Source organism: Candidatus Chlorobium masyuteum, assembly GCF_011601315.1.
In the GTDB taxonomy this organism is placed as follows: Bacteria; Bacteroidota; Chlorobiia; order Chlorobiales; family Chlorobiaceae; genus Chlorobium; species Chlorobium masyuteum.
Genome location: NZ_JAAORA010000009.1, coordinates 1 through 25,145 on the forward strand (window position 1 = coordinate 1; position 25,145 = coordinate 25,145).

Annotated in this window: 14 protein-coding genes; 3 read left to right on the forward strand and 11 right to left on the reverse strand. The window is 51.5% G+C overall.

What is annotated here, in order from left to right; all coding sequences use genetic code 11:
- The 7 genes from G9409_RS11125 to G9409_RS11155 all read right to left on the reverse strand — a co-directional run.
- On the reverse strand, positions 1-2,968 hold a 2,968-nt coding region (locus G9409_RS11125), incomplete at its 3' end, for a two-partner secretion domain-containing protein (protein WP_166808828.1).
- Positions 2,969-3,622: 654 nt separating this feature from the next.
- On the reverse strand, positions 3,623-4,138 hold the full coding sequence (gene cobU, locus G9409_RS11130) for a bifunctional adenosylcobinamide kinase/adenosylcobinamide-phosphate guanylyltransferase (RefSeq protein ID WP_166808829.1): 516 nt from the start codon (positions 4,136-4,138) through the stop codon (positions 3,623-3,625).
- Positions 4,139-4,174: 36 nt separating this feature from the next.
- Positions 4,175-11,863 carry an autotransporter-associated beta strand repeat-containing protein gene (locus G9409_RS11135; protein ID WP_166808830.1) on the reverse strand — a complete coding sequence of 2,563 codons (7,689 nt, stop codon included), beginning with the start codon at positions 11,861-11,863 and terminating at the stop codon, positions 4,175-4,177.
- Between the two features lie 56 nt (positions 11,864-11,919).
- Entirely contained in the window at positions 11,920-12,666 is a 747-nt protein-coding gene (locus G9409_RS11140) for a SapC family protein (protein ID WP_166808831.1), read from the reverse strand.
- 188 nt (positions 12,667-12,854) lie between these two features.
- Positions 12,855-14,564 carry a ShlB/FhaC/HecB family hemolysin secretion/activation protein gene (locus G9409_RS11145; RefSeq protein ID WP_166808832.1) on the reverse strand — a complete coding sequence of 570 codons (1,710 nt, stop codon included), beginning with the start codon at positions 14,562-14,564 and terminating at the stop codon, positions 12,855-12,857.
- Positions 14,565-15,364: 800 nt separating this feature from the next.
- The gene (locus tag G9409_RS11150) at positions 15,365-17,197 is read right to left on the reverse strand and encodes a citrate/2-methylcitrate synthase (RefSeq protein WP_166808833.1); all 1,833 of its coding nucleotides are present in this window, start codon (positions 17,195-17,197) and stop codon (positions 15,365-15,367) included.
- Between the two features lie 60 nt (positions 17,198-17,257).
- The gene (locus G9409_RS11155) at positions 17,258-18,454 is read right to left on the reverse strand and encodes an ATP citrate lyase citrate-binding domain-containing protein (protein WP_166808834.1); all 1,197 of its coding nucleotides are present in this window, start codon (positions 18,452-18,454) and stop codon (positions 17,258-17,260) included.
- A 132-nt stretch (positions 18,455-18,586) separates the two neighbouring features.
- On the opposite strand from G9409_RS11155, the gene lgt reads away from it, so the two are divergent.
- Positions 18,587-19,444: a prolipoprotein diacylglyceryl transferase gene (gene lgt, locus G9409_RS11160; RefSeq protein ID WP_166808835.1), complete on the forward strand. Its 858-nt coding sequence runs from the start codon at positions 18,587-18,589 to the stop codon at positions 19,442-19,444.
- Here the strand turns inward: lgt and G9409_RS11165 are convergent.
- From G9409_RS11165 to G9409_RS11175, 3 genes are read right to left on the reverse strand one after another with little or no spacing between them, the layout of a single operon-like run.
- A complete protein-coding gene (locus tag G9409_RS11165; protein WP_166808836.1) occupies positions 19,427-20,212 on the reverse strand; it encodes an ABC transporter permease in 786 nt (261 codons plus the stop codon). The two genes, lgt and G9409_RS11165, sit on opposite strands and share 18 nt — an antisense overlap.
- The gene (locus G9409_RS11170) at positions 20,209-20,880 is read right to left on the reverse strand and encodes an ABC transporter ATP-binding protein (RefSeq protein ID WP_166808837.1); all 672 of its coding nucleotides are present in this window, start codon (positions 20,878-20,880) and stop codon (positions 20,209-20,211) included. The genes G9409_RS11165 and G9409_RS11170 overlap by 4 nt, the downstream gene beginning before the upstream one ends.
- A 53-nt stretch (positions 20,881-20,933) precedes the next feature.
- The gene (locus G9409_RS11175; protein WP_166808838.1) at positions 20,934-21,584 is read right to left on the reverse strand and encodes a TMEM165/GDT1 family protein; all 651 of its coding nucleotides are present in this window, start codon (positions 21,582-21,584) and stop codon (positions 20,934-20,936) included.
- A 298-nt stretch (positions 21,585-21,882) separates the two neighbouring features.
- Between G9409_RS11175 and G9409_RS11180 the strand changes: the two genes are divergently transcribed.
- Together G9409_RS11180 and G9409_RS11185 are read left to right on the forward strand one after the other, a co-directional pair.
- On the forward strand, positions 21,883-22,518 hold the full coding sequence (locus tag G9409_RS11180; RefSeq protein WP_166808839.1) for a GNAT family N-acetyltransferase: 636 nt from the start codon (positions 21,883-21,885) through the stop codon (positions 22,516-22,518).
- Positions 22,515-23,582, forward strand: a complete 1,068-nt coding sequence (locus tag G9409_RS11185; RefSeq protein WP_166808840.1) for a CobW family GTP-binding protein — start codon at positions 22,515-22,517, stop codon at positions 23,580-23,582. The genes G9409_RS11180 and G9409_RS11185 overlap by 4 nt, the downstream gene beginning before the upstream one ends.
- A 170-nt stretch (positions 23,583-23,752) precedes the next feature.
- On the opposite strand, the gene G9409_RS11190 is transcribed toward G9409_RS11185, so the two are convergent.
- Positions 23,753-25,003, reverse strand: coding sequence for an ABC transporter permease (locus G9409_RS11190; protein WP_166808841.1), 1,251 nt, complete (start codon positions 25,001-25,003; stop codon positions 23,753-23,755).
- Positions 25,004-25,145: the final 142 nt, after the last annotated feature.

A 25,145-nucleotide genomic window follows, 5' to 3' on the forward strand; every position in this document is an offset into this window, starting at 1 on the left:
ACCCGCCAGTGCCCGAATTGAGCGTGATGATTGATGCTCCGGAAGCAAGCGTCAGGGCGCCGGTCGATTCACTGGCATTGGTTGCTGCAACATTCGTTCCGTTAAAAACGAACTCACCGCCATTGAGTGTCAACGCCAGGGTATCGCTGATTCGATTGGTGTTATTCGTTGCTGCATTATCGAGCGTCAAACGACCTCCCGTATTGACGGTAAACGCCGATCCGGTCGCGGTACCGGTCCCGGTGAGGATGACTCCTCCATCGTTGATGGTGGTTGCTCCGGTATAGGTGTTCGAACCCGTAAGCGTCCATATTCCGGTGCCTGCTTTGGTCAGCGTTCCTGTCCCGGTACCGATAATACTGGCAATTGAGCTGCCTGTTGCAGTACCGTCAAGCGTCAAGCCGAAGGCTCCCCCTATCGTTCCGGTATTTGAGAGAACAATATTTCCATTGTTCGAAACAATGCTGCTGGCAGCACCGAGAGTGATCAGACCGCTGTAGGTTGCCGCTGTCCCTGAGCTGTTGGTCAGTGCTCCAACTGTGCCTCCGACACCCGTTCCTCTCAGCGTCAACGCTTCAGGGGTGCCGAGTGTAAAACCGTTCAGGTCAAGTGTCGCGCCGGCGGTAATGCTTGTTGCTCCGGCGGTGGTTCCGAGCGGGGTATTGGTGCCGTCACCTGCAGCACCAAGCTTGAGCGTTCCTGCGCCGACGGTAGTCAATCCTCCATAGGTGTTCGCTCCGGTGAGCGTCAGCGTACCCGTACCATCCTTTGTTAGTGTACTTGCGTTTGTTCCTGTTATCTGATTGGCAACAGTAACATTCCCTGCTCCTCCGAATGTCGACCCCAAAGCTCCTGCAGAAACAGAACCGAGCGTAAGCGTACCGCTGTCGGAGTTGATCCGGGATGCAGCAGCAAGCGTAATCGCTCCGGTATAGCTGTTGTCACTACTGATATTGCGGAGCGCTCCGCCCGAAGAGATGCCTGTACCGTTCAGGCTCAGAGTTTCCGAGTCGATCACAATACCTCCGGCAAGCTCAAGAGCTGCCCCGGAAGCCACGGTTGTACCCGTTGCGGTTGTGCCAAGAGCGGTTACATTTATTGCCCGCAGAGCACCCGCACTGACCGTTGTCGCTCCGGTATAGCTGTTTGCTCCCGAGAGTACAAGTGTGCCTGCACCCGATTTTACAAGAGTTGTCTTGCTGATGATTCCGCTGTATGTGCCGCTGCCGCTGCCGACATTAAAGGTGGTGGTGCCCATGCCGCTGATAGCTCCGCTGCCGCTGATTGAACCGCCATTGGCATTCATCGTCAGATTAAGCGTACCGGTGGTATTACCTATGGCCGCATTTATGGCAATACCCCCGTCTGCTGTCAGTGTCAGTGTCCGGGTTCCGGCTGCCGTACCCGTAGAGATCGCGCTTTCAACCGTAATGTTTCCAGCTTCTGTACCCGAACCGGAGGTTGTAGTTGTAACAGTAACATTGGTTCCCGCATCAAGCCGGGAGGTTATGTCAGTATTAAGAATGGTGGAACCTGTTGCTCCCGGTGTCCAGATGTCAGGATTTGCACCGCCCCATGTGCCGTTCGCACTTGCATTTGTGATGGTCACATTATACGGATCGAACAGCCAGAGTCCGGCAGCGCCCCTTATCGAGGATGCTCCGCCCTTTGACCCTGCCGTATCAAGCCAGTGTCCGGAGGTCTCTATCCTTCCGCCGTCACCACCGTTTGCTCCGCCCTTCGCTTCAAAAGTGCCGTTTGCCCGGGTGACGGAGTTCGGGTTGGTCACGTCCGACCACGCTACCACGGTGCCGCCATTGCCGCTGTCAATTGCACTCGCTTCAAGCAGGGCACCCTGCTCAACGATAGTCCCTGTTGCCTGACGAACCGAACTATCGCTGTTCTGCCAGCTTCCGCCAACCAGTACCTCTCCTCCGCCGGTTGCGCCCGAAGCGGTGAGGTGTGCGCCATCCTTCACCAGAACACGGTCACCCGTGGCTATAACCGAACCGCCCTTTCCGTCTGGCGAGGATGCATCAACCCTTCCGGCGACCGTCGCCGTGCCGCCCTCGGCATCAAGAATAATCCGACCCGCTTTCGACTGCAGGCTGGCGGTCTCAATAATACCGCTGTTGTTGACGGCTGATCGGGTCAATGCATTTGCCGCTCTTGCCGTCATAATCACACGGCCGCCATCGGCCTTGATCAATCCTTTATTTTCGGCCAGAGCGTCTACCGCTCCCTGATCCACCGTAAGGGTGATGAGCCCGTCACCATAAAAATCAAGAGATACCTGATTGCCTGCAGCCAGGGCCACGCTTCCTCCATGGGCCGTGACACGCCCCTCATTGGTTACTTTGGGGGCGATCAGCGCCACCACACCACCCGGCATAGCCGTTATGTTTCCCTGGTTGATAACTTGACCGGCACTGCCGCTGTTGCTGAATCTGTAACGTCCGGCAAGGAAGTCGCTGTCAAGCATATTGAGCGAAGATGCCACCAGACCGCCGACATCTACACGCGCTGTAGTGCCAAAGATGATGCCCGAGGGGTTAAGGAGGAATACCCGGCCGTTGGCCGAGAGCGAACCCATGATCTGGGTGGGGTTCTGGTCGGTGATGCGGTTGAGAACTGCTGATGAGCTGTTGGGCTGGTTAAAACGCACTCCGGCATCGGCACCGATGTTGAAGCTCTGCCAGTTGGCAATCATCTTCGGTGTGGACTGATCAACCGTCATCCGGTTGCTGCTGGTGGTAACAGTTCCGCCGCCGTAAGTGATCACACCGCCGGACGGAAGGGCTCCGGGATCAAGGCCATAGGCCATCTGGCCTGAAGCAAACAGCGCGATGAGAACCGCAAGGCTTTTCAGCCTCGATTTTGGAACACCTCCATTGGTCTTGACCTTCTCGGATACGACTATCCACCGCTCCTTCGTCTTCGACCAGATGACATTAAAAATTCTGTTCACGTTCGGGTGTTATCGGCTTTCATGAATTAAAACAACCCTCTGCCTGCGACCCATCAATAAAAACAATACTTTATTATATAAAGTGCCTTCATGTAACAATACACTTATAAAATATTCAGCAAATATCACGCCATACGGAATTACTCAAACAGGAGAGGCATCTCTATATCACTATTGTTCAATCTGTTGCGCAGCTTATGTCGTTTAACCGGATATCCGTATGCTCCATGGAATACCATAAATGCCTCAAAATGAGACAATCAATACGAGGATGAGCAATAAGTGATACGTTTTCCGATATTTTGGGAATCGGACAGAAGGGGGACGGAAATATTTCAGAGCAGGTGTTTTTGTACCGATAGCGGTAGAGTGCAGGGGAAAAGCCGACAAGAAGAAATATTCTTATTTATCTATTTTTTTTGTACATAAACGTCTGTATTACACATTCTATCCCTGATAGTTCTTCGATAGCTTACCTACAGAGAGTATGAATATACACCGGATTGCATAGTTCTCATGTTCGTCTCACTATTGTCTCATGTACCGCTCAAAAAGCTCCTGATTTACCGGACAGAACACCTTTAACCAATCAATCATGTGAAACGGGCGGGACACTATTGATTAATGAGCTATGTTGCCTGATAACAGAAGCGCCTACTTCAGCCGAAGAGAGAGACCGCTGCAGAGCAACCATGCCTCGGTGGCAATATTGGCGGCCTTCTGGTTTATGATCCCGGCTATATCCCGAAACTGTCGGGACATGGCATTATCGGGCACAATACCCATACCGACTTCATTGGACACAAGAATAATATCACAGGGGGGCTTGCTCAGAACATCAAAAAAAAGAGCGATCTGCTCATCAATCGCATGTTGATCGACAAGATGGTGCATCAGATTTGCCGTCCACACCGTCAGGCAGTCAAGCAGCACCAGATCGATTCCTTCTTTCAGATTCTGGAATGCACGCTGGGGAAAAAGCGGCTCCTCTACTGTCACAAACCGGTTGGACCGCTCCTCCTGATGTTTGCCGATACGACGCTGCATCTCTTCATCAAACGGTTCTGCCGTCGCAACAAACACCCGGTTCCGGTACCCGTTAGCCAGTTGCAGGGCGAATGTGCTTTTACCGCTTCTCGCCCCGCCAGTTACATATATTACCTTGTGCATCCTTAAAATATATAGTTACCCATAATCGGAATTTGTTCACGTGCTGGATTTATTGCTCGCAATATCCACTACCCAGCTCCGGGATTGATCCTGGACCCGAACCTTGATATGGAAGGTTTCACCCGGAGGATTTAAGATCTTGAAAGTTCGGGTTCCCGAATTGTAGCTTAACCATGACGGCAGCGGAGAACCGTTTAACAGGGTAACCCGCTCACCGCCAACGCCCTGTGTAAGACCGGTTTTAATCTCATCCGGAAGAGGAATAACCGTATTTACTGTTTGACGAACCAGCTTTCCGCCAAGAAAAACATTGATCACTCCGGTAAAGGGCGCCTGTGTGTCACTTCCCGGAGATGATCCTGTGACAGGAAGACTTGCCTGACTGATATCCGAAGTCATGCCCCCTCCGGTTGTCATCGCTACGGTGCTGCTGACATCACCACTCTTCATATCCGACAGGTTATCGAGGTTCATAACCGGGGCTAACTCGATTGAGCTGCCGACCGGAGCGACAGCCTGTGTATTGGTAACAGTTAAGGGCGCAACAGTTATGGATGCACTTGAAGCCGGAGCTGTCGTAGTGATCGGATTTGCGGGCATCAGGCTTGACACTGTTGCTCCTGCGGGCGAAGCAGGCGTTGCCTTAATAATCGGCAGAATTGTCTCTGATGCTGTGGTACTTTCTGTTTCAGTTACGGGTGCTTCACTGATATCAGCCGTCAGACCACTCTGCTGCTGCAGGTTGTAGTTTGCTGCATCCGCCCCGCTTATGGTGCTGCCTGTCACCGTCACACTCTTTCCTTTTCCAACATTCCTGTCTGCAAAGGTTCCTGCCGGTGTGCCGCCAAGCGTCACTACATCGCTGCCAAGCGGGGTTACCTTCGCTGTGCCCGTAAGTGTTGCCGTGGTCGTTGCATCATAGACCTTGTTCGATGCCGACAGGCCGCTCACCGTCAGATTCGCGCGGCTGATTTCAGCACTCAGAGCGCTCTGCTGCAGCAGGGTGTAGTTTGATGCGTCCCTACCGCTTATGGTGCTGCCTGTCACTGTCACACTTTTCTCTGTGCCAACATTCCTGTCTGCAAAGGTTCCTGCCGGAGTACCGCCCACAGTCACCACATCGCTGCCAAGCGGCGTCACCCTCGCCGTACCCGTAAGTGTTGCCGTGGTCGTTGCATCATAGACCTTGTTCGATGCCGACAGGCCGATCACCGTCAGATTAGCTCTGGTAATTTCGGCACTCAAAGCGCTCTGCTGCTGCAGGTTGTAGTTTGCTGCATCCGTACCGCTTATGGTGTTGCCTGTCACCGACACTGCTTTTCCTGCTCCAACATTCTTGTCTGCAAAGGCTCCTGACGGTGTGCCGCCAAGCGTCACCACATCGCTGCCAATCGGAGTTACCCTTGCCGTACCCGAAAGCGTTGCCGTGGTCGTTGCATCATAGACCTTGTTCGATACCGACAGTCCGCTTACCGTCAGATTCGCGCGGCTTATCGCATAGTTTTCCGTAGTCGTCGTGAAGTCACCGCCCCAACTGTAGTTCGCAGAATCCGTCCCTGTTATACCGCTTGCTTTCTGCTTGTAACTGCCGACTTTTGTATTACCGCTTGTACTCAACGATGCATTTACCAGCGTTCGCGTCACATCAACCACATCACCGGTGATCCTGTTATCCGTCACCGCACCATACACAAGCGAGTTTCCGTAGGTCGAACTTCCGTCGCCGATCGCCGTTACCTGGAGCTGCTTTTGATCGACCGTAAGCGTTTTTGAAACATAGGAGATGCCATATCCAAGCAGACTGGTCAATCCGGACTGACCGATTGTATGCGTACCTGCTGTATATTTACCGGATGAAGAGGTGGAACTGGATACACTTAATCCGCCTGATAACGCCTGTGCTTTGGTATCACTGTTTTGTTCTCCACTGATGGTGTAGTCGAGAGTTGGTGTTGTGCCATAGGTAATCGTTTCATTTGCAGCCGTAACGGTGACTGTCGGCTGTTCGCGGTAGATGGCGTTCTTGCCCGCAGCGAGAACAGTCGTATAATTCGATGCCGATTCATCGCTGTTGTAGCGGAAACGGCCTGTTCCCGTTCCGATGAATGCACTCAAACCGGTACTTCCGGAGATGCTTCCGGTATAGAAGGAAGCAATGCCGCCTGTTCCTAATGTTATCAACGGAGTGCCGGAAACAATGATGTTGCCACCCGTTGATGTCCCTGCCGCCGCCGATTTCCCGGCGTTCACCCTGATTGCTGTTGCCGAGCCATCCGTCGTGGAGAGATTGCCCGAAACCGTCAGGTCTCCGCTCAGGGTCGCAACATCAACCGTTCCTGATGCAGCAATGCCGGAAATAGTCAGTGCATTGGTATCAATGAGCGAAACAGCTCCGGCACTTGTCACGGTGACCGATGAAAAGTTATTCGAAGTATTATTGAAGGTCACAGTACCGCTCCCGGCAACAAACGTCACTGCTCCGGCTGTGGCTGTAACCACTCCGCTGCCACTGATGCTGCTGTTCGTGGTTGTCAGGGTTGTTCCTGCTCCTGCACCGAAAGTCGTAGCTCCGCTGTAGGAGTGAACTCCTGTGGTTTTTACCGAGCCTCCGTTTATAAAGAGCGATGTAGCTGAATCACCGGTGAACGATGCCAATGGCGTGGAGTTTCCAATCGTACCGCCAAGAGTGACACTTCCGGATCCGTTGATACCGAGCGCATATCCGCCATTGATAGTACCACTCAGAGTAAGTGCTGTACCGCTGTTCGATACAATACGGCTTCCACTGGCGAGCGTTATAAGGCCACCATAGGTCGATGCTGTTGTGGAGCTATTAGTAAGAGCTCCCGCTGTACCGCCGACACCAAGGCCGTTCAGCGTCAGCGCTTCATCTCCTATCGATATGCCGTTCAGGTCCAGCGTCGCGGTGTCTGATACCGTAACCCCGCCAGCTGTTGTGCCCATCGCCGAGCTATGACCAAGCTTCAACGTACCTGCGCTTACCGTCACCGCTCCACTGTAATCACTCGTCGTACCTGACAGGGTCAACGTTCCGTTGCCGCTCTTCGTCAAGCTTCCGGCGCCACTTATTTTCCCCCCGTACGTAAAGTCATTCGAACGATTGAACACAACTGCTCCCGAATTGCTCAACGTTCCGGTGTCGGATATTGAGCCGCTCGCTCCTCCTGATCCTATCGACAGCGTTCCCGTGCTTACCGTCGTTCCGCCGCTATACGTATTCGCTCCGCTCAACGACCACGTGCCTGTGCCGCTCTTTGTCAGTGTTCCCGTGCCGGTTCCGACTATACTCGCAATACTGCTTCCGCTTGCCGTTCCGCCAAGCGTCAACCCGAATCCGGAACCGGTTATCGTGCCGGTATTCGACAGGATTATGTTTCCATTTCCTGATACAATGCTGCTCGCACTTCCAAGTGTCAGCAACCCGCCATACGTTGCCGCTGTTCCGGAACTGTTGATTAATGCCCCATTCGTACCGACACCCAGGCCGTTCAGCGTCAGTGCTTCATCTCCTATCGATATGCCGTTCAGGTCCAGCGTCGCGGTGTCTGATACCGTCACCCCGCCAGCTGTTGTACCCATCGCCGAGCTATGACCAAGCTTCAACGTACCTACGCTTACCGTCACCGCTCCACTGTAATCACTCGTCGTACCTGACAGGGTCAACGTTCCGTTGCCGCTCTTCGTCAAGCTTCCGGCGCCACTTATTTTCCCCCCGTACGTAAAGTCATTCGAACGATTGAACACAACTGCTCCCGAATTGCTCAACGTTCCGGTGTCGGATATTGAGCCGCTCGCTCCTCCTGATCCTATCGACAGCGTTCCCGTGCTTACCGTCGTTCCGCCGCTATACGTATTCGCTCCGCTCAACGACCACGTGCCTGTGCCGCTCTTTGTCAGTGTTCCCGTGCCGGTTCCGACTATACTCGCAATACTGCTTCCGCTTGCCGTTCCGCCAAGCGTCAACCCGAATCCGGAACCGGTTATCGTGCCGGTATTCGACAGGATTATGTTTCCATTTCCTGATACAATGCTGCTCGCACTTCCAAGTGTCAGCAACCCGCCATACGTTACCGCTGTTCCGGAACTGTTGATCAATGCCCCATTCGTACCGACACCCAGGCCGTTCAGCGTCAGCGCTTCATCTCCTATCGATATGCCGTTCAGGTCCAGCGTCGCGGTGTCTGATACCGTCACGCCTCCCCCTGTTGTACCCAGTGCCGAGCTATGACCAAGCTTCAACGTGCCTCCGCTTACCGTCACCGCTCCACTGTAATCACTCGTCGTACCTGACAGGGTCAACGTTCCGTTGCCGCTCTTCGTCAAGCTTCCGGCGCCACTTATTTTTCCTCCGTACGAAAAGTCATCCGAACGATTGAACACAACTGCTCCCGAATTGCTCAACGTTCCGGTGTCGGATATTGAGCCGCTCGCTCCTCCTGCTCCTATCGACAGCGTTCCATCGCTTACCGTCGTTCCACCGGTGTATGTGTTCGTTCCTGAAAGGGTCAGAGTGCCCGAGCCCGCCTTCGTAATACCTCCCGTTCCGGACAACACGCCGCTGTATGTTCCTGAAGTGTTGTCTGAGTCTCCTATTGTCAATATATAGGAATCGAGTGCGGTCGAGCCTGCTCCTGTCAGTGAATCAATAACCTTGTTTCCTCCGATCGTAAACGATCCGGAATTTGCTACTCCCGAACTGGCAGCTATCGATCCCGTTGCATCAAGCGTTAAGGTCCCGTTACTGATCGTTGTTGCTCCGGTGTAGGTATTCACTCCGGAGAGTGTCACCGTTCCGGCTCCCGATTTGGTCAGAGCTTTGTTCGTACCGCCAAGAATAGCCGAAACCGTTGTGGTGCCACTGTCGTTGTTGATGAGGTAGCTGGTGCCGGTCAATACGCCGGTGGTGCCCGTTATGGAGCCATTGGTCAGGGTTACTGCGCCTATTGTGTCACTATATACCCCGATATCAAAAACAACTCCGCTTCCGTTGACTGTCACTCCTCCGCTCGAAAGTGCATTGTTTATCCCGTACTGCAATGTGCCCCCGCTTACCGTCGTCAATCCGGTATAGCTGTTAGCCGCTGACAGGATCAATGTCCCTGAATCAATTTTGGTCAGTGTCCGTGAAGATCCAGCTATTGCTTTGCTCACCGTGAGTGTACCTGTACCACCAAAAGTGGGGGTACCAGCGCCAAGCGTTATAGTCCCCTTGGTAGTTCCGCCCCAGCTTGCTGTGCCTGTAGTTATAAGCGTACCGATCAGTGACAGATCCTCATTGCTGATAGCGACATTGTTGATATTGAGGGTGCCTGTAGCACTGACTGTTGTCCCTTGATTTGAAGATCCTAATCCGGTCGAATTCGAAACAATGAGGGTTCCGGCGCTTATCGTTGTTGAACCTGAATAGGTATTATTACCTGACAGGGTCCATGTACCGGTTCCATCCTTGACGCAATTTCCGGTATTACTGTAAACGCCGGATAGCGTACATCCGACAACGCTTCCTCCAAAAGTCAGGATAGCGGTCGAATTTACGGTACCGGAAAGAGTAATCTGTGCATTCGCGGTATTCACTAAAATACTGGCTGGTGAATTCACCGTAATGGGACCTGAATAGGTCGTCGTTGACGAACCGCCGCCAACGGAAACAGCGGTGTTCGTCAGAGCTCCGGCTCCACTGTACCCCGTCCCGGCGATCGTCAATGGTTCAGGAAGAACAAGAGTATACCCGTTCAGGTCAAGTGTGGCTCCGGATATTACAGAGGTGTTACCAGCCGTTTTTCCAAGAGGACTATTGGCATCATTACCTGACGAACCAAGCTTGATTACGCCATTGCTGACAGTAGTCGTTCCCTGATAGGAGCTGACGCCAGACAAAATCAAAGTGCCGGTTCCCGATTTCGTAACCGATCTTGTTGAACCAGTAATATCAGAGATAGCTCCAGAGTACTCACCGCTGCCGCTGCCGACGTTAAACGTGGTGGTTCCTTTGCCTGAGATGTTTCCGTTTCCGCTTATGGTTCCACCCGCGTTCATCGTCAGATTCAGTGTGTATGATGAACTACTGGTGCCAATGTTTGCATTCAGCAGAATGTTGTTCGCGGCAGTAAGCGTCAGTGTTGGTGTACCGGTGTTCGTACTTTTCGTAATCGCACTGCTGACTGTAATATTTCCATCTTCAGATCCACCGCCTGTTGTTGTTACCGTTACACTGGTTCCTGCATTGAGTGAGGTCAGCAGTTGACCCGTACTGAGTATTGTCGAACCGGATGCATTCGGTGTCCAGATATTGGGATTTGCTCCACCCCATCCACCGCCTGCATCAGCAGAACCTGCGATTGTGACATTGTACGGGTCAAAGAGCCAGAGGCCGCTGCTTCCATTCAGCGCGGAAGCTCCGCCCTTTGATCCCTCTACATCCAGCCAGTGACCGGAAGTCTCGATTCTTCCACCGTCACCACTGTTGGCTCCGCCCTTCGCTTCAAAGGTACCGTAAGCACGGGTGACGGAGTCCGGGTTGGTCACGTCCGACCACGCTACCACGGTGCCGCCATTGCCGGTGTCGATGGCACTCGCTTCAAGCAGAGCTCCCGGCTCAACAATGGTGCCGGTCGCCTGACGAACCGAACTGGCGCTGTTCTGCCAGCTTCCGCCAACCAGTACCTCTCCTCCGCCGGTTGCGCCCGAAGCGGTGAGGTGTGCTCCAGCCTTCACCAGAACACGATCTCCCGTAGCAATCACCGAACCGCCCTTTCCGTCTGGCGAGGATGCATCCACTTTGCCGGCTATCATCGTCATGCCGCCCTCGGCGTCAAGAATAATCCGGCCGCCTCTCGCCTGCAGGCTTCTTGCCTCAATAATTCCGCTGTTGTTCACCACCGACTGAACCAGGGCATCGGCCGCTTTGGCCGTCATGATCACCCGGCCGCCATCAGCCTTGATCAATCCATTATTTTCGGCCAGGGCGTCTACAGCTCCCTGAGCAACCGTAAGGGTGATGAGTCCGTCTCCATGGAAATCAAGAGATACCTGATTGCCTGCAGCCAGCGCCACGCTTCCGCCAGGGGCCGTGACGCTCCCCTCGTTGGTTACTTTGGGGGCGATCAGCGCCACCACACCTCCCGGCATGGCCGTTATAGCTCCCTGATTGATAACTTGACCGGCACTGCCGCTGTTGCTGAATCTATACCTGCCGGAAAGGAAGTCGCTATCGAGCATATTGAGCGACGAGGCGACCAGACCACCGACATCAACACGTGCTGTACTGCCGAAAATAATGCCCGAGGGGTTAAGCAGGAATACCCGGCCGTTGGCCGAGAGCGAACCCATGATCTGGGTGGGGTTCTGGTCGGTGATGCGGTTGAGAGCTGCTGATGAGCTGTTGGGCTGGTTGAAACGCACTCCGGCACCGGCTCCGATGTTGAAACTCTGCCAGTTCGCAATCATCTGCGGTGTTGACTGGTTCACGGTCAACTGAGTGCCGCTGGTGGTAATGGTTCCCTCCCCGGAGGTGATCACACCGCCCGAAGGGAGGGAGCCGGGATCAAGGGCATAGGCCCGCTCTGCGGAGGCAAACAGCGCGATGAGAACCGCAAGACTTTTGAGCCTTGATTTGGGTACACCTCCATTGGTCTTGACCTTCTCGGAAACGACGATCCACCGCTCCTTCGATTTCGACCAGATGATGTTGAAAACCCTGTTCACTGTCGGTTATGTTGATGCAACCTTACACAACATGTTTATAACCCCTTCTGTTTTGTTCAACGTTGTGTTCCCTGAACCTTTCGCTCCACAAGAGCATCAACGTTGCGCAGGGAGAGCAGATGCGCATGAATCAGCGCCAGTGCGCCGCTGCGGAACAATTTTGTTACTTCGCTATCTGAAAGCTGTGCAAGCTTCTCCTCATCAACCACAAGCAGACCATTGAGTGCAATAGGGCTCCCTTCTGCCGGAGTCGCCTGCAGATCAACCGCTCTGATCAATCCATATTCGGCAAGCTGGGCGCCGAACTGCCGTGCCCGATCCATCTGAAGAAGATAGTCCTGAAGAAAAGCCTGGATTTCAAGCATTTTCGGTGCAGGCTCTCCATCCTCAAAAAGCGGAAGGCCACCCTCCAGATTAAAGCCGTCAAAATCCTCGTCAAAACAGACCGTGGTCTGACCCTCAGTACCGTCCGTGGTAATGAACGGGTAGCGTCTGATGTATGCCGGTATATAGCGGCCGTGCCAGGCACCCTCATCATCAACAAAAAGGTTTTCATTCTCCTCAAGCCCTAAAAGTGCGACAGGAAGAATGGCATTGTCGGAGGTATTGCTGAAAATAATCGGATAGAAACGGCCGGCATCAAAAAATTCTGCCGTTGCAAGCAGAACAGTCCGGGCTGATGCGGCATACCGGTATCCTTCCGGACTCGGGCTGACGGTCAGAGATGCATGAGCCTCCCTGTTAAGCGGAATCGGACGACTGTAAAACAGTGGCAGATTCTCAAGTGGTATATTTTGTTCCATTTTTATGGTCGGTTTATCTGGTTAACAACTACTCTTGTTTAAAATTTGTCTGCTGCTTTTGACAAGAAACTTTGTCAATGAGTGGTTCAGCTCTGCTTACTTGTTAAAATCAAAGGTTTAAAAGATATAATATACGTATAGTGAAAAGAAATACTGCAACCTTGCGTCTCACGAGCTAACACTCTTTGCTAAAAGGAGAAGAGTGCCATAAGCCACATACGGCTCTTGTCACTCCTGCCGTCCGAGTTATTTCCGGCAACGCTTCGTCCCGGATTATCTCCGATCACCCATGCCCAGCTTCCCCGTAATGTCAATCTCCCGTCAATAGCATAAGTGATACCGAATCCGGCTCCACGAAGCCAGTAACTGTTCAGATTGGTTGCTGTAGCCGGAATCTCCACCTCGTGCTTCTGGAGTCTGATATGTCCGGCATCATAGAACCCGCTGAACTGAAGACTTCCCCATCCCTTCGGGACTGGAGGCGAATATCGGATCTCAGCATTCAGCAACTCGCCTTCATCTCCTGAAGCCTCACTGATTGGATAGGCCCGAACACCGTTCGGCCCTCCAAGAGAGAATTTTTCACTGCTGTCAAGCAGGTCATCGGCTCTCTGGCCACTCACAGAAACATTGAGATTGATCTTCTCTGTCAGGCGCTGCTGGCGCATAACGGTAACATTCAGACGGGCATAACGGCCTTCGCCCCTGTTTGTAGCAGCGGCGGCGGCGAGCTGGTTGGCTTCATGCACGGTTCCGGCAGTCACCGCTACATTCAGGCTGCTGTATCCCCCGCCTAAAATCGTATCGTAATGGTCTGCGCTGGTCGTGAAGAGCACACTGTTTACCCTCTTGTGATGGAGTTCAATGTCATATTGACTATCGATAAGTGACTTGTTGCTGTACGAAATGCTCGTTATGATATTTCCCGCCCTGCTCCGGTGAATCGGATAACTCAATCCGGCGTCAATACTGCTGCTCTTTCCACCATATTGAAGGATCAGAAGATCACTTCCAAGCTCGTAGTTCATAGCGGTGTAGGCAAGGTTTCCCTTGAGTCCGTCATAACCAATGGGAAAGAGATAGCCGACACGTCCCTGACGCAGTCGTTCTCCCTCTGTCAGCAGTAAGGTTACCTGGTCACCGCAGCAGAAAGGGTCATCGAAAGAGAACATGGAGTTGGCTCGCCACTCCCCGGTGTAGAGATTGCCCTGATTATCAGTCCAGATAGATCCTGAAAACACAGGACCTTCAGCTACGGCAAGCTCTACTCCACTGGTGCCGGTCATGGTACCGGGAGAAAGGGAGGCCCGGGCTGAGATACCCGGCAGATCGCTGATGAGCAGCACCGAACGCTCAAGCGCACGCTCATTGATCGGCTTGCCTGCCTCCAGGGCGCTCTTGACAAAGCCTCGAAGTTTTTTATCGGATATTCTTACCTGTTTGTCGCGGTTTATGGTAAGGTTTCCGTCACTTTTACCCGGAGTAACGGCAATTTCAATAGTACCCATGGTGACATCCTGTTTGGGCAGATATGCCCGCGCAAGAAACCACCCCTTCTGCTTGAGATATGCAGTAACCTTCTCCGCTTCGCCGGACAGTTCTGCGAATGAGAGCTTTTTGCCGACAGCTCCCGCAACAACCGCCTGAAGCTCGGCTTCCGTTGCAAGACCTTCATAACCCGAAAAAACAAAAGCGTTAACATTGACACGCAGCGTACTTTCATCCGAAGGGGGCGCTTCCTTTACCGGCGCGGAAAAAGGCAATTGAGGAAGGTTCTGCATCTGATTCTGTTGATCACGCAAAATACTTCCGGCATCAGGAATTGGATTGGCGAAAAGAGGAGCTGAAGATAAGAGCAGCGATATTGAACCTATGGCAATGGCGACTGCGCGACACATAACGTGCTTATCGTAATGAAGATTATATCGTTCCGATAATTTCATCACAAAAGATCCTCCGGTTTTTGTTCAACAGAACATGTTAATAACGTCAGATTGTCAAGATGGTGTCAATAAAAACCGCCACCGGAACAACACCATTCATCAGCGAATTACAATCACTTTTAACTTCTAAATTTATGTGCAAATAGCGGGCCACTCTAATTACCAGAAAGAAACCATCACCGGAAAGCCCGAAATTCGCGGTCTGTAGGCCGTTCCATCACTATTTCAGCACTTCGCCATCCCCCGGAAGTGTCTCGATATCCATAACTGTCTCAATATGAGGCACATTATTGATTTATGAGCATATTGTGACACAATTCAAGACATTTACAGGCATCAGCCAAAGGAATCGAAAGAAGATATTCTCCCATATATTTCCTGTCAGCCGACGAATAAACAACAACAAAAGCCCACCAGCATAAGTCATATCTTACTTATCTATAGCTATTTAGAAACATCCAAAACAGGGTTTTCACTCAAAACACCATGAACGTTTAAACACCGAAGATCAATCGGGAAAATAAACGTATTTGTCTCATATTTGTCTCATATTCGTCTCATGTGTTCCGGATAAGAAGAGGGTTATCGTGCAGTAAATCTGGCATGAACGGTGACGTGATCGCGAAGAGGATGTCGAAAATAAAACGGATAAAACGCAGAAAAGCGGAATCAGGGTTGATTCCGCTTTTCTGCGTTTTTAGAAGGCATACTTCGCTTTCAGAATTGAACAGCTCAACTCTTGACAACGAAGCGGCTTACTTTTTTTCCGGTACTTCGCGCTCTTCTTTTACTGCATAGTTGATCAGGTAATCGTAGAGTCTGATAAGACGTGAATTCTGATTATTCTGATCAATCCAGTGCCCGATCATTCCTATAGTGCGGGCCAGAACAAAGAAGCCGTTCAGTGAGTACTCCGGGAAATCAAGGTCAACAAGAATACAGCCGATGGTACCATCAACGTTAAGGATAAGATTATCCTTTTTGGCTGTCGTAACCTTTTCGACTTCGAGAGCATAGTCCAGACAAGGGGTGTGGAGCGTGGTCTGGTTTTTAACGTAATCAACCAGATACTTCACCCTTTTGTCAGGGTTTTTAAGACTCTTTACCCTGTGACCGATACCGGGAACCGGACCGACATTCTGCTTCATCCAGGAGAGAAAGCCGGAAATATCATTGGGATACTCCTTGACGCCGTACTTGAAATATTTACCGGCATTGGTCACGGCTCCGCCGAATCGGGGGCCGATCATGGTCATACCGGCCGATACAGCCTGAGGCAGGTCAATTCCGGCACATGCGGCAATAATGGAACCGAAAGCTCCGGAGACCGCCGGGCCATGGTCGGCAGAGATCATGATGATGCGCTTGATGATCTCCGACTCCTCTCTGGATGGAAGTTTCTTGTTCCAGAGAAGACCGATAACATCCTCAATACCATACCCTTTCTCACAGAGTTCGGAGGCGGCATAACCGACATAACGGGGCTCTTCACCACGATCATCGGAGATGGTGGTACGAATAAGCGGCTCAACGATAACCTCACCCTGCTTCATGACCTCCTGAACACTTGGAGGAAGTGCCGGGAGAAGCTTTTCATCGAGTTCCGGTTCCGGCTTGATCACTCCGCTTGCAAGCAACTCCTGATAGACCTGCTTGATGGCTTTGCTGAGTCCGCCGAACGTATCCGGCACGACAGCGCCGGCATCACGCAGTGCGTTCATTTTGGAGCGTGCAGAGCCAAGACCCTTCTTGCCCTCCTTGGCTCCGGCATGACCGAATTTCATACCCTGGGGAAGCACCTCCTGACAGGTTCCGCCGATTGCGGCAATAACCTTGATGCGGCGTACTTCAGCTCCGAGCCAATCTGCAGCCTCCTCTTCAAGCGTACCGCCGACTTCGCCGACAATAACAACCGCCTTGGTCTCGGGATCATTTTCAAACATCTCAAGGTAGGTGACAAAGTCCGTTCCCGGATAGGAGTCACCGCCGATTGCAACGGCTGTTGTGACACCGTTACCGTTCTGGGCGCAGAGCCACATGGCCTCGTTGGAGAGTCCGCCCGACTTTGTAATAACGCCGAATGATCCGGAGCGATAGAGGTTACAAAGCTTCAGATTTTTATACTCGCCACCGATAACACCGAGACGGCACTCACCGGCAGAAAGGATACCGATAGAGGATGGGCCGTTGAAAATCTTGCCCGTTTCAAGCGCATACTTGCGCAGCCGCTTGGCATCTTTTTCCGGCACACCTTCCGTGATCATGGAGACAAGCTTGATGCCCTTTGCATCGAGAGCCTCCTTTGCTGACTGATAGGCTCTTGATGAGCCGATATAGATCAGTGCGGTATTGATCTGAGGATTTTCCTCAAGTGCCTGTTCAAGCGATGAGTAAACAGTAACATTATTCAGCTCACCACCGCGATATATCTCTTTCTGCTGGCCCTCTTCAGGCGGGTAGACAAAAGCCTGGACTGTCAAAGGCCGGTTGATCAGAAAGTCGAACTGGGCCATACGCCTGGCGGCATTCAATCCGGCAACACCGCCTATGATGACCGCTCGTGTTTCCTTATTTGCTAAAATGCTCACGATTCTTTCCGGTTAATAATTAGAAGTTTCTCTTTTTTGCTTTCCTGCGGAAAGCGCTCCTTATGAATTCAGGGCAAGATCGACGATATCGGTCATCGGCATGCTGCGGTCGTAGACGTGGATATCAAATCCCTCTTCCTGCAGCTTTTTGATGGCGGCAAGTCCCTGATTTTCATTCGGTCCGCCACGACGCACCCAGATTTTCACATTCTCAAGGTATCCTTTCGATTTGCTCTCACGGAACCCGTTGATGATACCGCTGAAGGTCGCCTTGACATCAGTGAAATTGGCAATTGCGCCGCCGACAATAATATGCTTGATATTCGGAAGTCTGCAGATAGTTTCAGTCAGAGCCTCTACTGCCCAGTCCGGCGGATCACCGGAGTATTCGGCATAATTGGCGATTGTGCCTCCTCTTGCCACAACAGCGTCGGAATAGAAAACCGAAGCGCCGCCACCGGCTGTCAGGAGGGCAACATCACCACCGGGAACCTCGACCAGCTTTACCGAGCCCTTGATACGGGCATCGATATCCATGATCTGCTGCTCGGCTTCAGTAAAGGGCCTGCCAATTTCGGAAACCGGCTTGAAATCCCAGTCAGCATGACGGAAGCGGGCATCCCAGTCAACGTTCATGACCGCATCAAGTGCTGCAAAGCGCATATCACTTTTGCGAATGACCAGCGGATTGATCTCGATTGACTGCGAATCTTCATTATCAAAACAGAGAATAAGACGTGAAGCGATTTTAGCCACACGCTCGGCAACCTCTCCGGTAAAACCGGCCTGAAGGGCAACTTCAGTAATCTCTTCGATAGTCGGGTTCTCATCAAGGGGAATGAAAAGCCGCTTGACGGTATCCCAGTTATCTTCGATGTCCACGCCACCCTTGTTGGAAAGGAGCAGTTCTGCTCCGTCACGGTTACCCGCAATGGAGAGATAGTACTCTTCATCATGATCCAGCATTTCGGCAACAATGACCTGACGGATAACCGAAGTACCGATTTCACGGCCAATCATCTCCTGTGCTGCTTCAAGGGCCTGTTCAAGATTGAGCCCAAGTTTTACGAGTCCAAGCTTGAACCTCCCGCCGATTGCTTCATGAGCTTTAACAACGAGTTTTGATTCTCTCAGCCATTTATTAGCTTCCCCAAGTTGGGCAAGGCGGTTGGGGTCCATGATCACAACATAATTTGGCACAGGAATGCCCCATTTGTTGAATAGTTTCATGGCTGGCCCTTCAAGTATCTTAGCCATACTTATCGGTATTTGTATGTTAATGGGTAGAAATACAGAAAATGCGCAAGATTAAAAGTTAACTATATTTTTTTTTCGATCCAATAGACCAGGCACTTTTTTTACCTGAAAATCATTGAAACATTCGGCTTTATGAACAGTTTTGCACTCTGGTGGCAGAATCTTCCGGCTCAGATGAACCCTGTGCTCTTCTCTCTCGGCAGTTTTGCCGTTCGCTGGTATGGCATGATGTATCTCATTGCCTTTGCAATAGTCTATCTGCTTACCCGTTATCGTCTTGAAAGCGAAAAACTTCCTTACGACCGAGCCTTTGTCGGCGATGCCCTCACCTGGGCCATGGGTGGTGTGGTTTTGGGTGGCAGACTGGGATATATTTTTTTCTACGGAATGGACTCCTTTCTCTCGGATCCGCTCGGCACCGTAATCCCGTGGATCCCTGCACCCGGAGGATGCCGATTTACGGGCGTCACCGGAATGTCCTATCATGGAGGTGTTATCGGGGTTGTTCTTGCCCTCCTTCTTTTCAGTCGTTCACAGAAAACCGGTTTTTTCAAAACCTTTGACCTGTTTATACCTGCTGTACCTCTCGGCTATACCTTCGGGCGCCTCGGCAACTTTATCAACGGTGAACTCTACGGACGGGTAACTGATGCCGCAGTGGGGATGTATTTTCCACTGGCACCAACCTATGAGCTGCGCCATCCATCCCAGCTCTATGAAGCATTTTTTGAAGGCATCGTACTGTTTATCATACTCTGGCTGCTTCGAAAAAAATCTCCGTTCCCGGGATTTCTTTCGGCCATCTATCTTTTCGGATATGGATTTTTCCGGTTTTTTATCGAATACTTCCGGGAGCCGGATGCACAGCTCGGCTTTGTACTCTTTAATTTTTCCATGGGACAGGTACTCTGCTTTATCATGATGATTGCCGGTATCACCATCTGGCTTGTCCAAAGAGGGGCAGCACTCCGTTCAGCGGGGCGTCAGTAAGACCTCTTCCCCGCTTCCGAAACAGCGGCGCCGGACAATGAGCATCACGACGACGGAGGTAACCGCTGTTGAGCCCACCAGCATCAGCATGACAACAATCTGGTAGCGGATGGCAATAAGCGGGTCGGTTCCCGCCAGGATCTGGCCCGACATCATTCCGGGAATAAAAACAAGTCCTACCCCCATCATGGCATTGATGGATGGAATCATGCCTGCCCGGATCGCCTTTCTGAAAATATCATCGCTTGCTTCACGGTAATTCGCTCCAAGAGTGAGCTTCATCTCAACAAGCTCTCTCTCTACACGAAGATCCCTGAACAGCCGCTCAAGAGCAATGGCCAGCGCTGACATGGAGTTTCCGATCACCATCCCTCCGGCAGGAATAAAATACCTGGGATCCCACCATGGGGTTATGCCGACAATCAGCCCCGAAACAAACAGAGCTGTCGCAAAATAACTGATAAGCATGGTCAGAAATGTCGGGATAATATAGGCGATCTGCTTCTCCTTCACCCGGCCCTTCACAATAAACAATGCAGAGACAACCATAACCAGAAACACCGAAACCACCAACCACAGGCTGGAGGATTTCAGGATAAACGTCAACACATAGCCCATCAGAAAGAGCTGCGAAAAGGTACGGATGGTGCCTATGGTGATATCGCGGTTCAAACCGAGATGATAGATGAAAGAACTTGCCTGGGCTATCAATATAAAGAGCAGTGCCAGAAGCAGTTGAGCAGTCGAAATGTCAATAATCCGGTTCATGGCAGTAAATGGAGACGGCGTTGATCAAGCATGTAGTTCAGCGGTTGCACTTTTTCCGGCTTGTAGTCAGTGTGGGTGACCGTTATCATGGTTTTCCCCTCTTTAACATTCAGATGCTCCATAATGGAAAAGACCATTGAGGCGCTCTCCCGGTCAAGTGCGGAGGTCGGCTCATCAAGCAGCAGAAGAAGCGGATCCTGCAACAGGGATCTCATAATCGCCAGACGCTGTTTCTGCCCGACAGAAAGTTTCAGTGCTGATTGATCGGGAGTTACCTCTGCGAGATAGAACTTCCGGAGCATTGCTCTCAGCTCATCACGGCGGGGAGGGGATTTGGATGCGTTCGCTGCAAACGAAAAGGGCAAAAGCAGGTTCTCCTCGACTGAAGCGTCAACCATCTGCGGAATCTGGGCGACATAGCTGATTATGCTCCGGAGCTTTGCCGGAGCAACGGAACCGATATCGCTCCCCTGAAACAGAATATTGCCTCCATTTGGACGGTTCAATCGACAGATAAGACGCAGCAGTGTCGATTTTCCTGATCCGGAAGCCCCCTTGACCAGAATAAAATCGCCAGCCTGAACCGTGAGGTCAAGAGACTCAAAAACAGGAGATTGAGAGCCCTCATAACCAAAAGAGAGGTTCCTGATTTCAAGCAGTGGTTTCATTGTTGCTGTTGGAAATCTGCAATTTGGCTGGATAGATGCTCCCCTTTCCTGAATTATGCAACGGCATCCGCCGGTTTACGCAAAAAGATGTATCCGGTGAGTGCAATAAGCAGAGCTGATACCGCCCAGATGATGAGACCGAACCGCGAACCGCCGTCGATCATACTGATGATGCCGAAAAGGAAAAAGATGACCGATGCCCCGATTTTAATAGTTTTTTCCGGAAGCCTTGTTCCGAGCATTTTTCCTGCTATGATGGCGAGACCATCGGAAATAACCATCCCTATCGTAGAGCCGATCCAGACAGGAATAAATGGATTCGTGGAAGCGAGTGTAATGGTGGAGAGCATGGTTTTGTCACCGAGCTCCGCCATGAAAAATGTAGAGAACACCAGCCAGAATGGGTTAATACCCGTTTTACAGCTCTTCTCATCATCATCGAGCGTGTCCCCTTTAAGGGTCCAGAAGCCGAATACGATAAAAGCAATTCCGGCAACAAATTTAATCCAGTCAACCGGCAGACTCCCGCCAATAAACCAGCCGATTCCAGCGGAAAACACATGAATGGCAAGAGTCGCCCAGAAAATACCCCAGAGCACCACACCGGTGTTATAGCATGTTGCAAGGGTCAGGGCAACAAGCTGGGTTTTATCGCCAAGCTCGGCCAGAAAGATCATAACAAGCGAAAGCCAGAATGCATCCATTTGAACTATACTCTATACTATCGGTTATCGGTTACACACACAACGCTTCCACACCAGACAATGCTGTTGTGCTCTCTGTCTAAAAGAAAAAACAAGTATAGGGCAATCCGTGAGGAACTACAAGTTTTAAGAGCGCTCCCCGAATTTTCATACCATTATTTCCTGATGCTCCCCTTGCCTGATATTGGACAAACGGATAAATTCAGCTGAATATGTTGTCTTCGCAATGAATTATCCGGAAATTATCCGGAAACACTCTGCTAAACCGCATAGTCATCAACCCCTTTCAGTCAACGATATGCCAGAAATAAGAACAGCATTGGAGAGCGATATTGCGGCATGCACAACACTGCTTGGGCTCCTCTTCAGCCAGGAGAAAGAGTTTGCGCCCGACAGCGAAGTGCAGTCGAGAGGGCTCGCCATGATCATTGAAAATCCCGGCACGGGCCGGATATTTGTCTGTGAAATTGATGGAGAGATTCAGGCTATGGTACTGCTGCTGTTTACCATCAGCACCTTTCTCGGCAAAAAAGTCGCACTCCTTGAGGATATGATTGTTGCCCCGGCATGGCGCACAAGGGGCATCGGCTCCCTTCTCGTCGAACATGCTATCGGGTTTGCCCAAAAGGAGGGATTCGGGCGCATTACGCTGCTGACCGACAGCGATAACGAACAGGCGCAACAATTCTACCAATCAAAAGGGTTTTCCCGGTCAGAAATGGTCGTATTCAGAAAAGTGCTTGAGGGTGAAACATCCATAAAGTCAGGTGAAACTGATACGTGGATGTGCCGGGAGTGCGGCTGGCTCTATGATCCGAAAGAGGGCGACAGTGAAAACAACATCAAAAAAGGAACCACCTTTGAACGGCTCCCTTCCGATTGGTGCTGCCCTGTCTGTTTTGCCTCCAAATCGGATTTTGATCTGTTTTTATGAATGCCCCTGCTCGGTCGCACGGGAAATTCCATCACATTCCGACCACAATAATTACCGGATTCCTTGGTGCAGGAAAAACAACCGCAATTAGCCATCTGCTCAATCACAAACCTGCCAAAGAGCGCTGGGCAGTGCTTGTCAATGAGTTCGGCCAGGTCGGCGTTGATGCCTCCCTTCTCTCCCCCCGGAGTGAGGTTTCCATCCGGGAAATTTCCGGCGGGTGTCTCTGCTGTACGGCAGGGGCCTCTTTTGAAGCCGCACTGAATCGCCTTATCCGTGACACCAGCCCCCAAAGAATACTCATTGAACCAACAGGGATAGGTCACCCGCTGAAAATCATCCGCACTCTTTCCTCCGGCTACTTCCAGGACGTGCTTGACCTGAAAGCAACCATCTGTCTTGTTGATGCCCGCAAACTTGGTGACGTACGCTACCGAGAACACCCCTCGTTCCAGGATCAGGTCAACCTTGCCGATCTGCTGATTGCAAGCAAGGCTGACTGTTACACCGCACCTGACCGGACGGCATTCCTGAATCTCGCCGCAGCCGCTCAACCGCCAAAAGCAGTGGTCTCTGAAATCTCGTTCGGCCAACTCGATCCCCTTCTGCTCGATTACCCGCGAAATGGCTCCCGTTCAGCCGATTTCCCCGATGCCCATACCAGAAAAAACGAACCGTCAGGCTCATCCTTCAGCCAAAACACCGGGCCGACAGAAGCTGAACCGGTTCGACCTGACTCATGGACTCTTCATAAAAGTTCGGGATCGGGCTATTCGAGCGGCAGCTGGTTGATCGGTACCGGTTACCGTTTCCGCCAAACCGCCCTTGCCACCCTCCTCAACACCCTTCCTTTTGAACGCGTTAAAGGGGTCATGCAGTGCCGGGACGGATGGATGAGCATCAATGGTGGTGAAGGTCAGTTCACTCTGTCATCCAGTGCTCCCCTCAACAGCTCCCGCTTTGAAATCATGGGCCCGGCACCACTCTACTGCGATGAAATTGACCGCCAGCTTCGCAATACACTCTGCCTGAGAGGAGATGAAAGAAGAGATTTTGAATTCTGAATTTTGGATTGAAGAAACGAAGAAAGGGATGTCCACGAATTACACGAATTTGCACAAAATTATGTAGGGGCAAACCTGCGTGTTTGCCCTGCTGAATAGCGGGTAAAGGTTGCCAATACTCTTCGTCGTTGTTAGTCCTTGCTGTCCCTGAAGTCCTTTCAGGGCACCCATCAGTTGGTCTTAAGATCAAGCGAATGACTCGTCGCAATCATCGCAGCCTTGCGGGCAGGGTAGAGGCTTACGGCAATACAGAGCAGAATTGCGAATATGGAGACCGCTATAAAATCATTGAGCTGCATACTGACCGGATAGGCATCAATGATAAAGGCACTTCTTGAGGGCAGTTTTACAATACCGAAAAGCTTCTGAAGAGTGCAGATGATCCAGGCAATGCATGCCCCGGCAGCAGTTCCGATCACGCCGGTCATGGCGCCCTGAATAATAAATATTGCCATGAACTGCGGTTTTTCGAGCCCCAGACATCGAAGGTAGAAGAGCTCCCGCTGTTTGTCAATGGCGGTCATGGCAAGCGCTCCGGTCAGACTGAGTGAAGCCACAAGGATGATGAGCATCAGCACGCCGAAACTCACCCACTTTTCAAGCTTCATGACCGCAAAAACAGAGCTGTATTTCTCATCAAGGCTCCTGATTCTGCCATTCATCTTAACGGGGCTGCGAGCCAGCCATGCCCTCAGGCCTCTGATAAACGCTTCGTTTGAAACCCCCTCCCCTGCCCTGATATCAACTCCTGAACAGAGTCCGTTGCCAAGCAGCAGAATTTTCTGTGCGAACCGCTCAGAGGTGAGCACATAGCGGTCATCAAATATTTTCTGAAGGGAAAAAAGTGACGATACGGTGGCTTCAGGAATAGTGAGTACCGGCATCATATAGGGCTGCGAAAGTGATTCAAGCCCGAAAGAGATCAACTCCGGGCTGAAAATCTTCACCTGACTGAATGCATAGAGATCGGTACGGTAGGCCAGAAGCTCACCGACTGCAATCGTCTCACCGGAAAAGAACGGGTTGGCGGCATGGGTCTGGCTTACAAGACGGCGATGTGCTTTATCACTGAGACCCTTGACGATCACCAGTTCACTTTTATCACGGGTTGCCATAATGGCCTCTCCTTCTGCAAACCGTTCAGCAGATGCCACACCTTCAATTGCCCTTATGGAGTTGAGCAGTGAGTCAGAAACAGCAAAAGATCGTCCCTTGAGTGGAACAAGCTGCGCCGGACTGTCGATGGTAATAAAGAGATCACGGGCAAGTTTTTGAAATCCGTTCAGAACACTCATGACCACAAGCAGGGTGCTGACACCGATGACAATACCGGCAAGGCTGATTGCCGAAATGACATTGATAATTCTGAACCGTTTGCGGGCAAAGCTGAAGCGTCGCGCTATCCATAGTCCTGTTTTCATACAAGCAACAATAACATTAGGGCACCATTATAAATTTATTCCGCGATTCGATTGCTTCGTTGGCCGGTGCTCAAAATCCTCATGTACTCTCTTGTACACTCCGGTTTCTGTGCTCCAGCTGCCTCGCTCTCAAACTGCTCAC

What these genes read in the sequence shown, in the direction of transcription:
- cobU (WP_166808829.1), bottom strand. Translation starts at nt 4,138, where the DNA reads ATGCACAAGGTAATATATGTAACTGGCGGGGCGAGAAGCGGTAAAAGC.
- G9409_RS11140 (WP_166808831.1), bottom strand. Translation starts at nt 12,666, where the DNA reads ATGGAACAAAATATACCACTTGAGAATCTGCCACTGTTTTACAGTCGT.
- G9409_RS11145 (WP_166808832.1), bottom strand. Translation starts at nt 14,564, where the DNA reads ATGTGTCGCGCAGTCGCCATTGCCATAGGTTCAATATCGCTGCTCTTA.
- G9409_RS11155 (WP_166808834.1), bottom strand. Translation starts at nt 18,454, where the DNA reads ATGGCTAAGATACTTGAAGGGCCAGCCATGAAACTATTCAACAAATGG.
- lgt (WP_166808835.1), top strand. Translation starts at nt 18,587, where the DNA reads ATGAACAGTTTTGCACTCTGGTGGCAGAATCTTCCGGCTCAGATGAAC.
- G9409_RS11165 (WP_166808836.1), bottom strand. Translation starts at nt 20,212, where the DNA reads ATGAACCGGATTATTGACATTTCGACTGCTCAACTGCTTCTGGCACTG.
- G9409_RS11170 (WP_166808837.1), bottom strand. Translation starts at nt 20,880, where the DNA reads ATGAAACCACTGCTTGAAATCAGGAACCTCTCTTTTGGTTATGAGGGC.
- G9409_RS11175 (WP_166808838.1), bottom strand. Translation starts at nt 21,584, where the DNA reads ATGGATGCATTCTGGCTTTCGCTTGTTATGATCTTTCTGGCCGAGCTT.
- G9409_RS11180 (WP_166808839.1), top strand. Translation starts at nt 21,883, where the DNA reads ATGCCAGAAATAAGAACAGCATTGGAGAGCGATATTGCGGCATGCACA.
- G9409_RS11185 (WP_166808840.1), top strand. Translation starts at nt 22,515, where the DNA reads ATGAATGCCCCTGCTCGGTCGCACGGGAAATTCCATCACATTCCGACC.
- G9409_RS11190 (WP_166808841.1), bottom strand. Translation starts at nt 25,003, where the DNA reads ATGAAAACAGGACTATGGATAGCGCGACGCTTCAGCTTTGCCCGCAAA.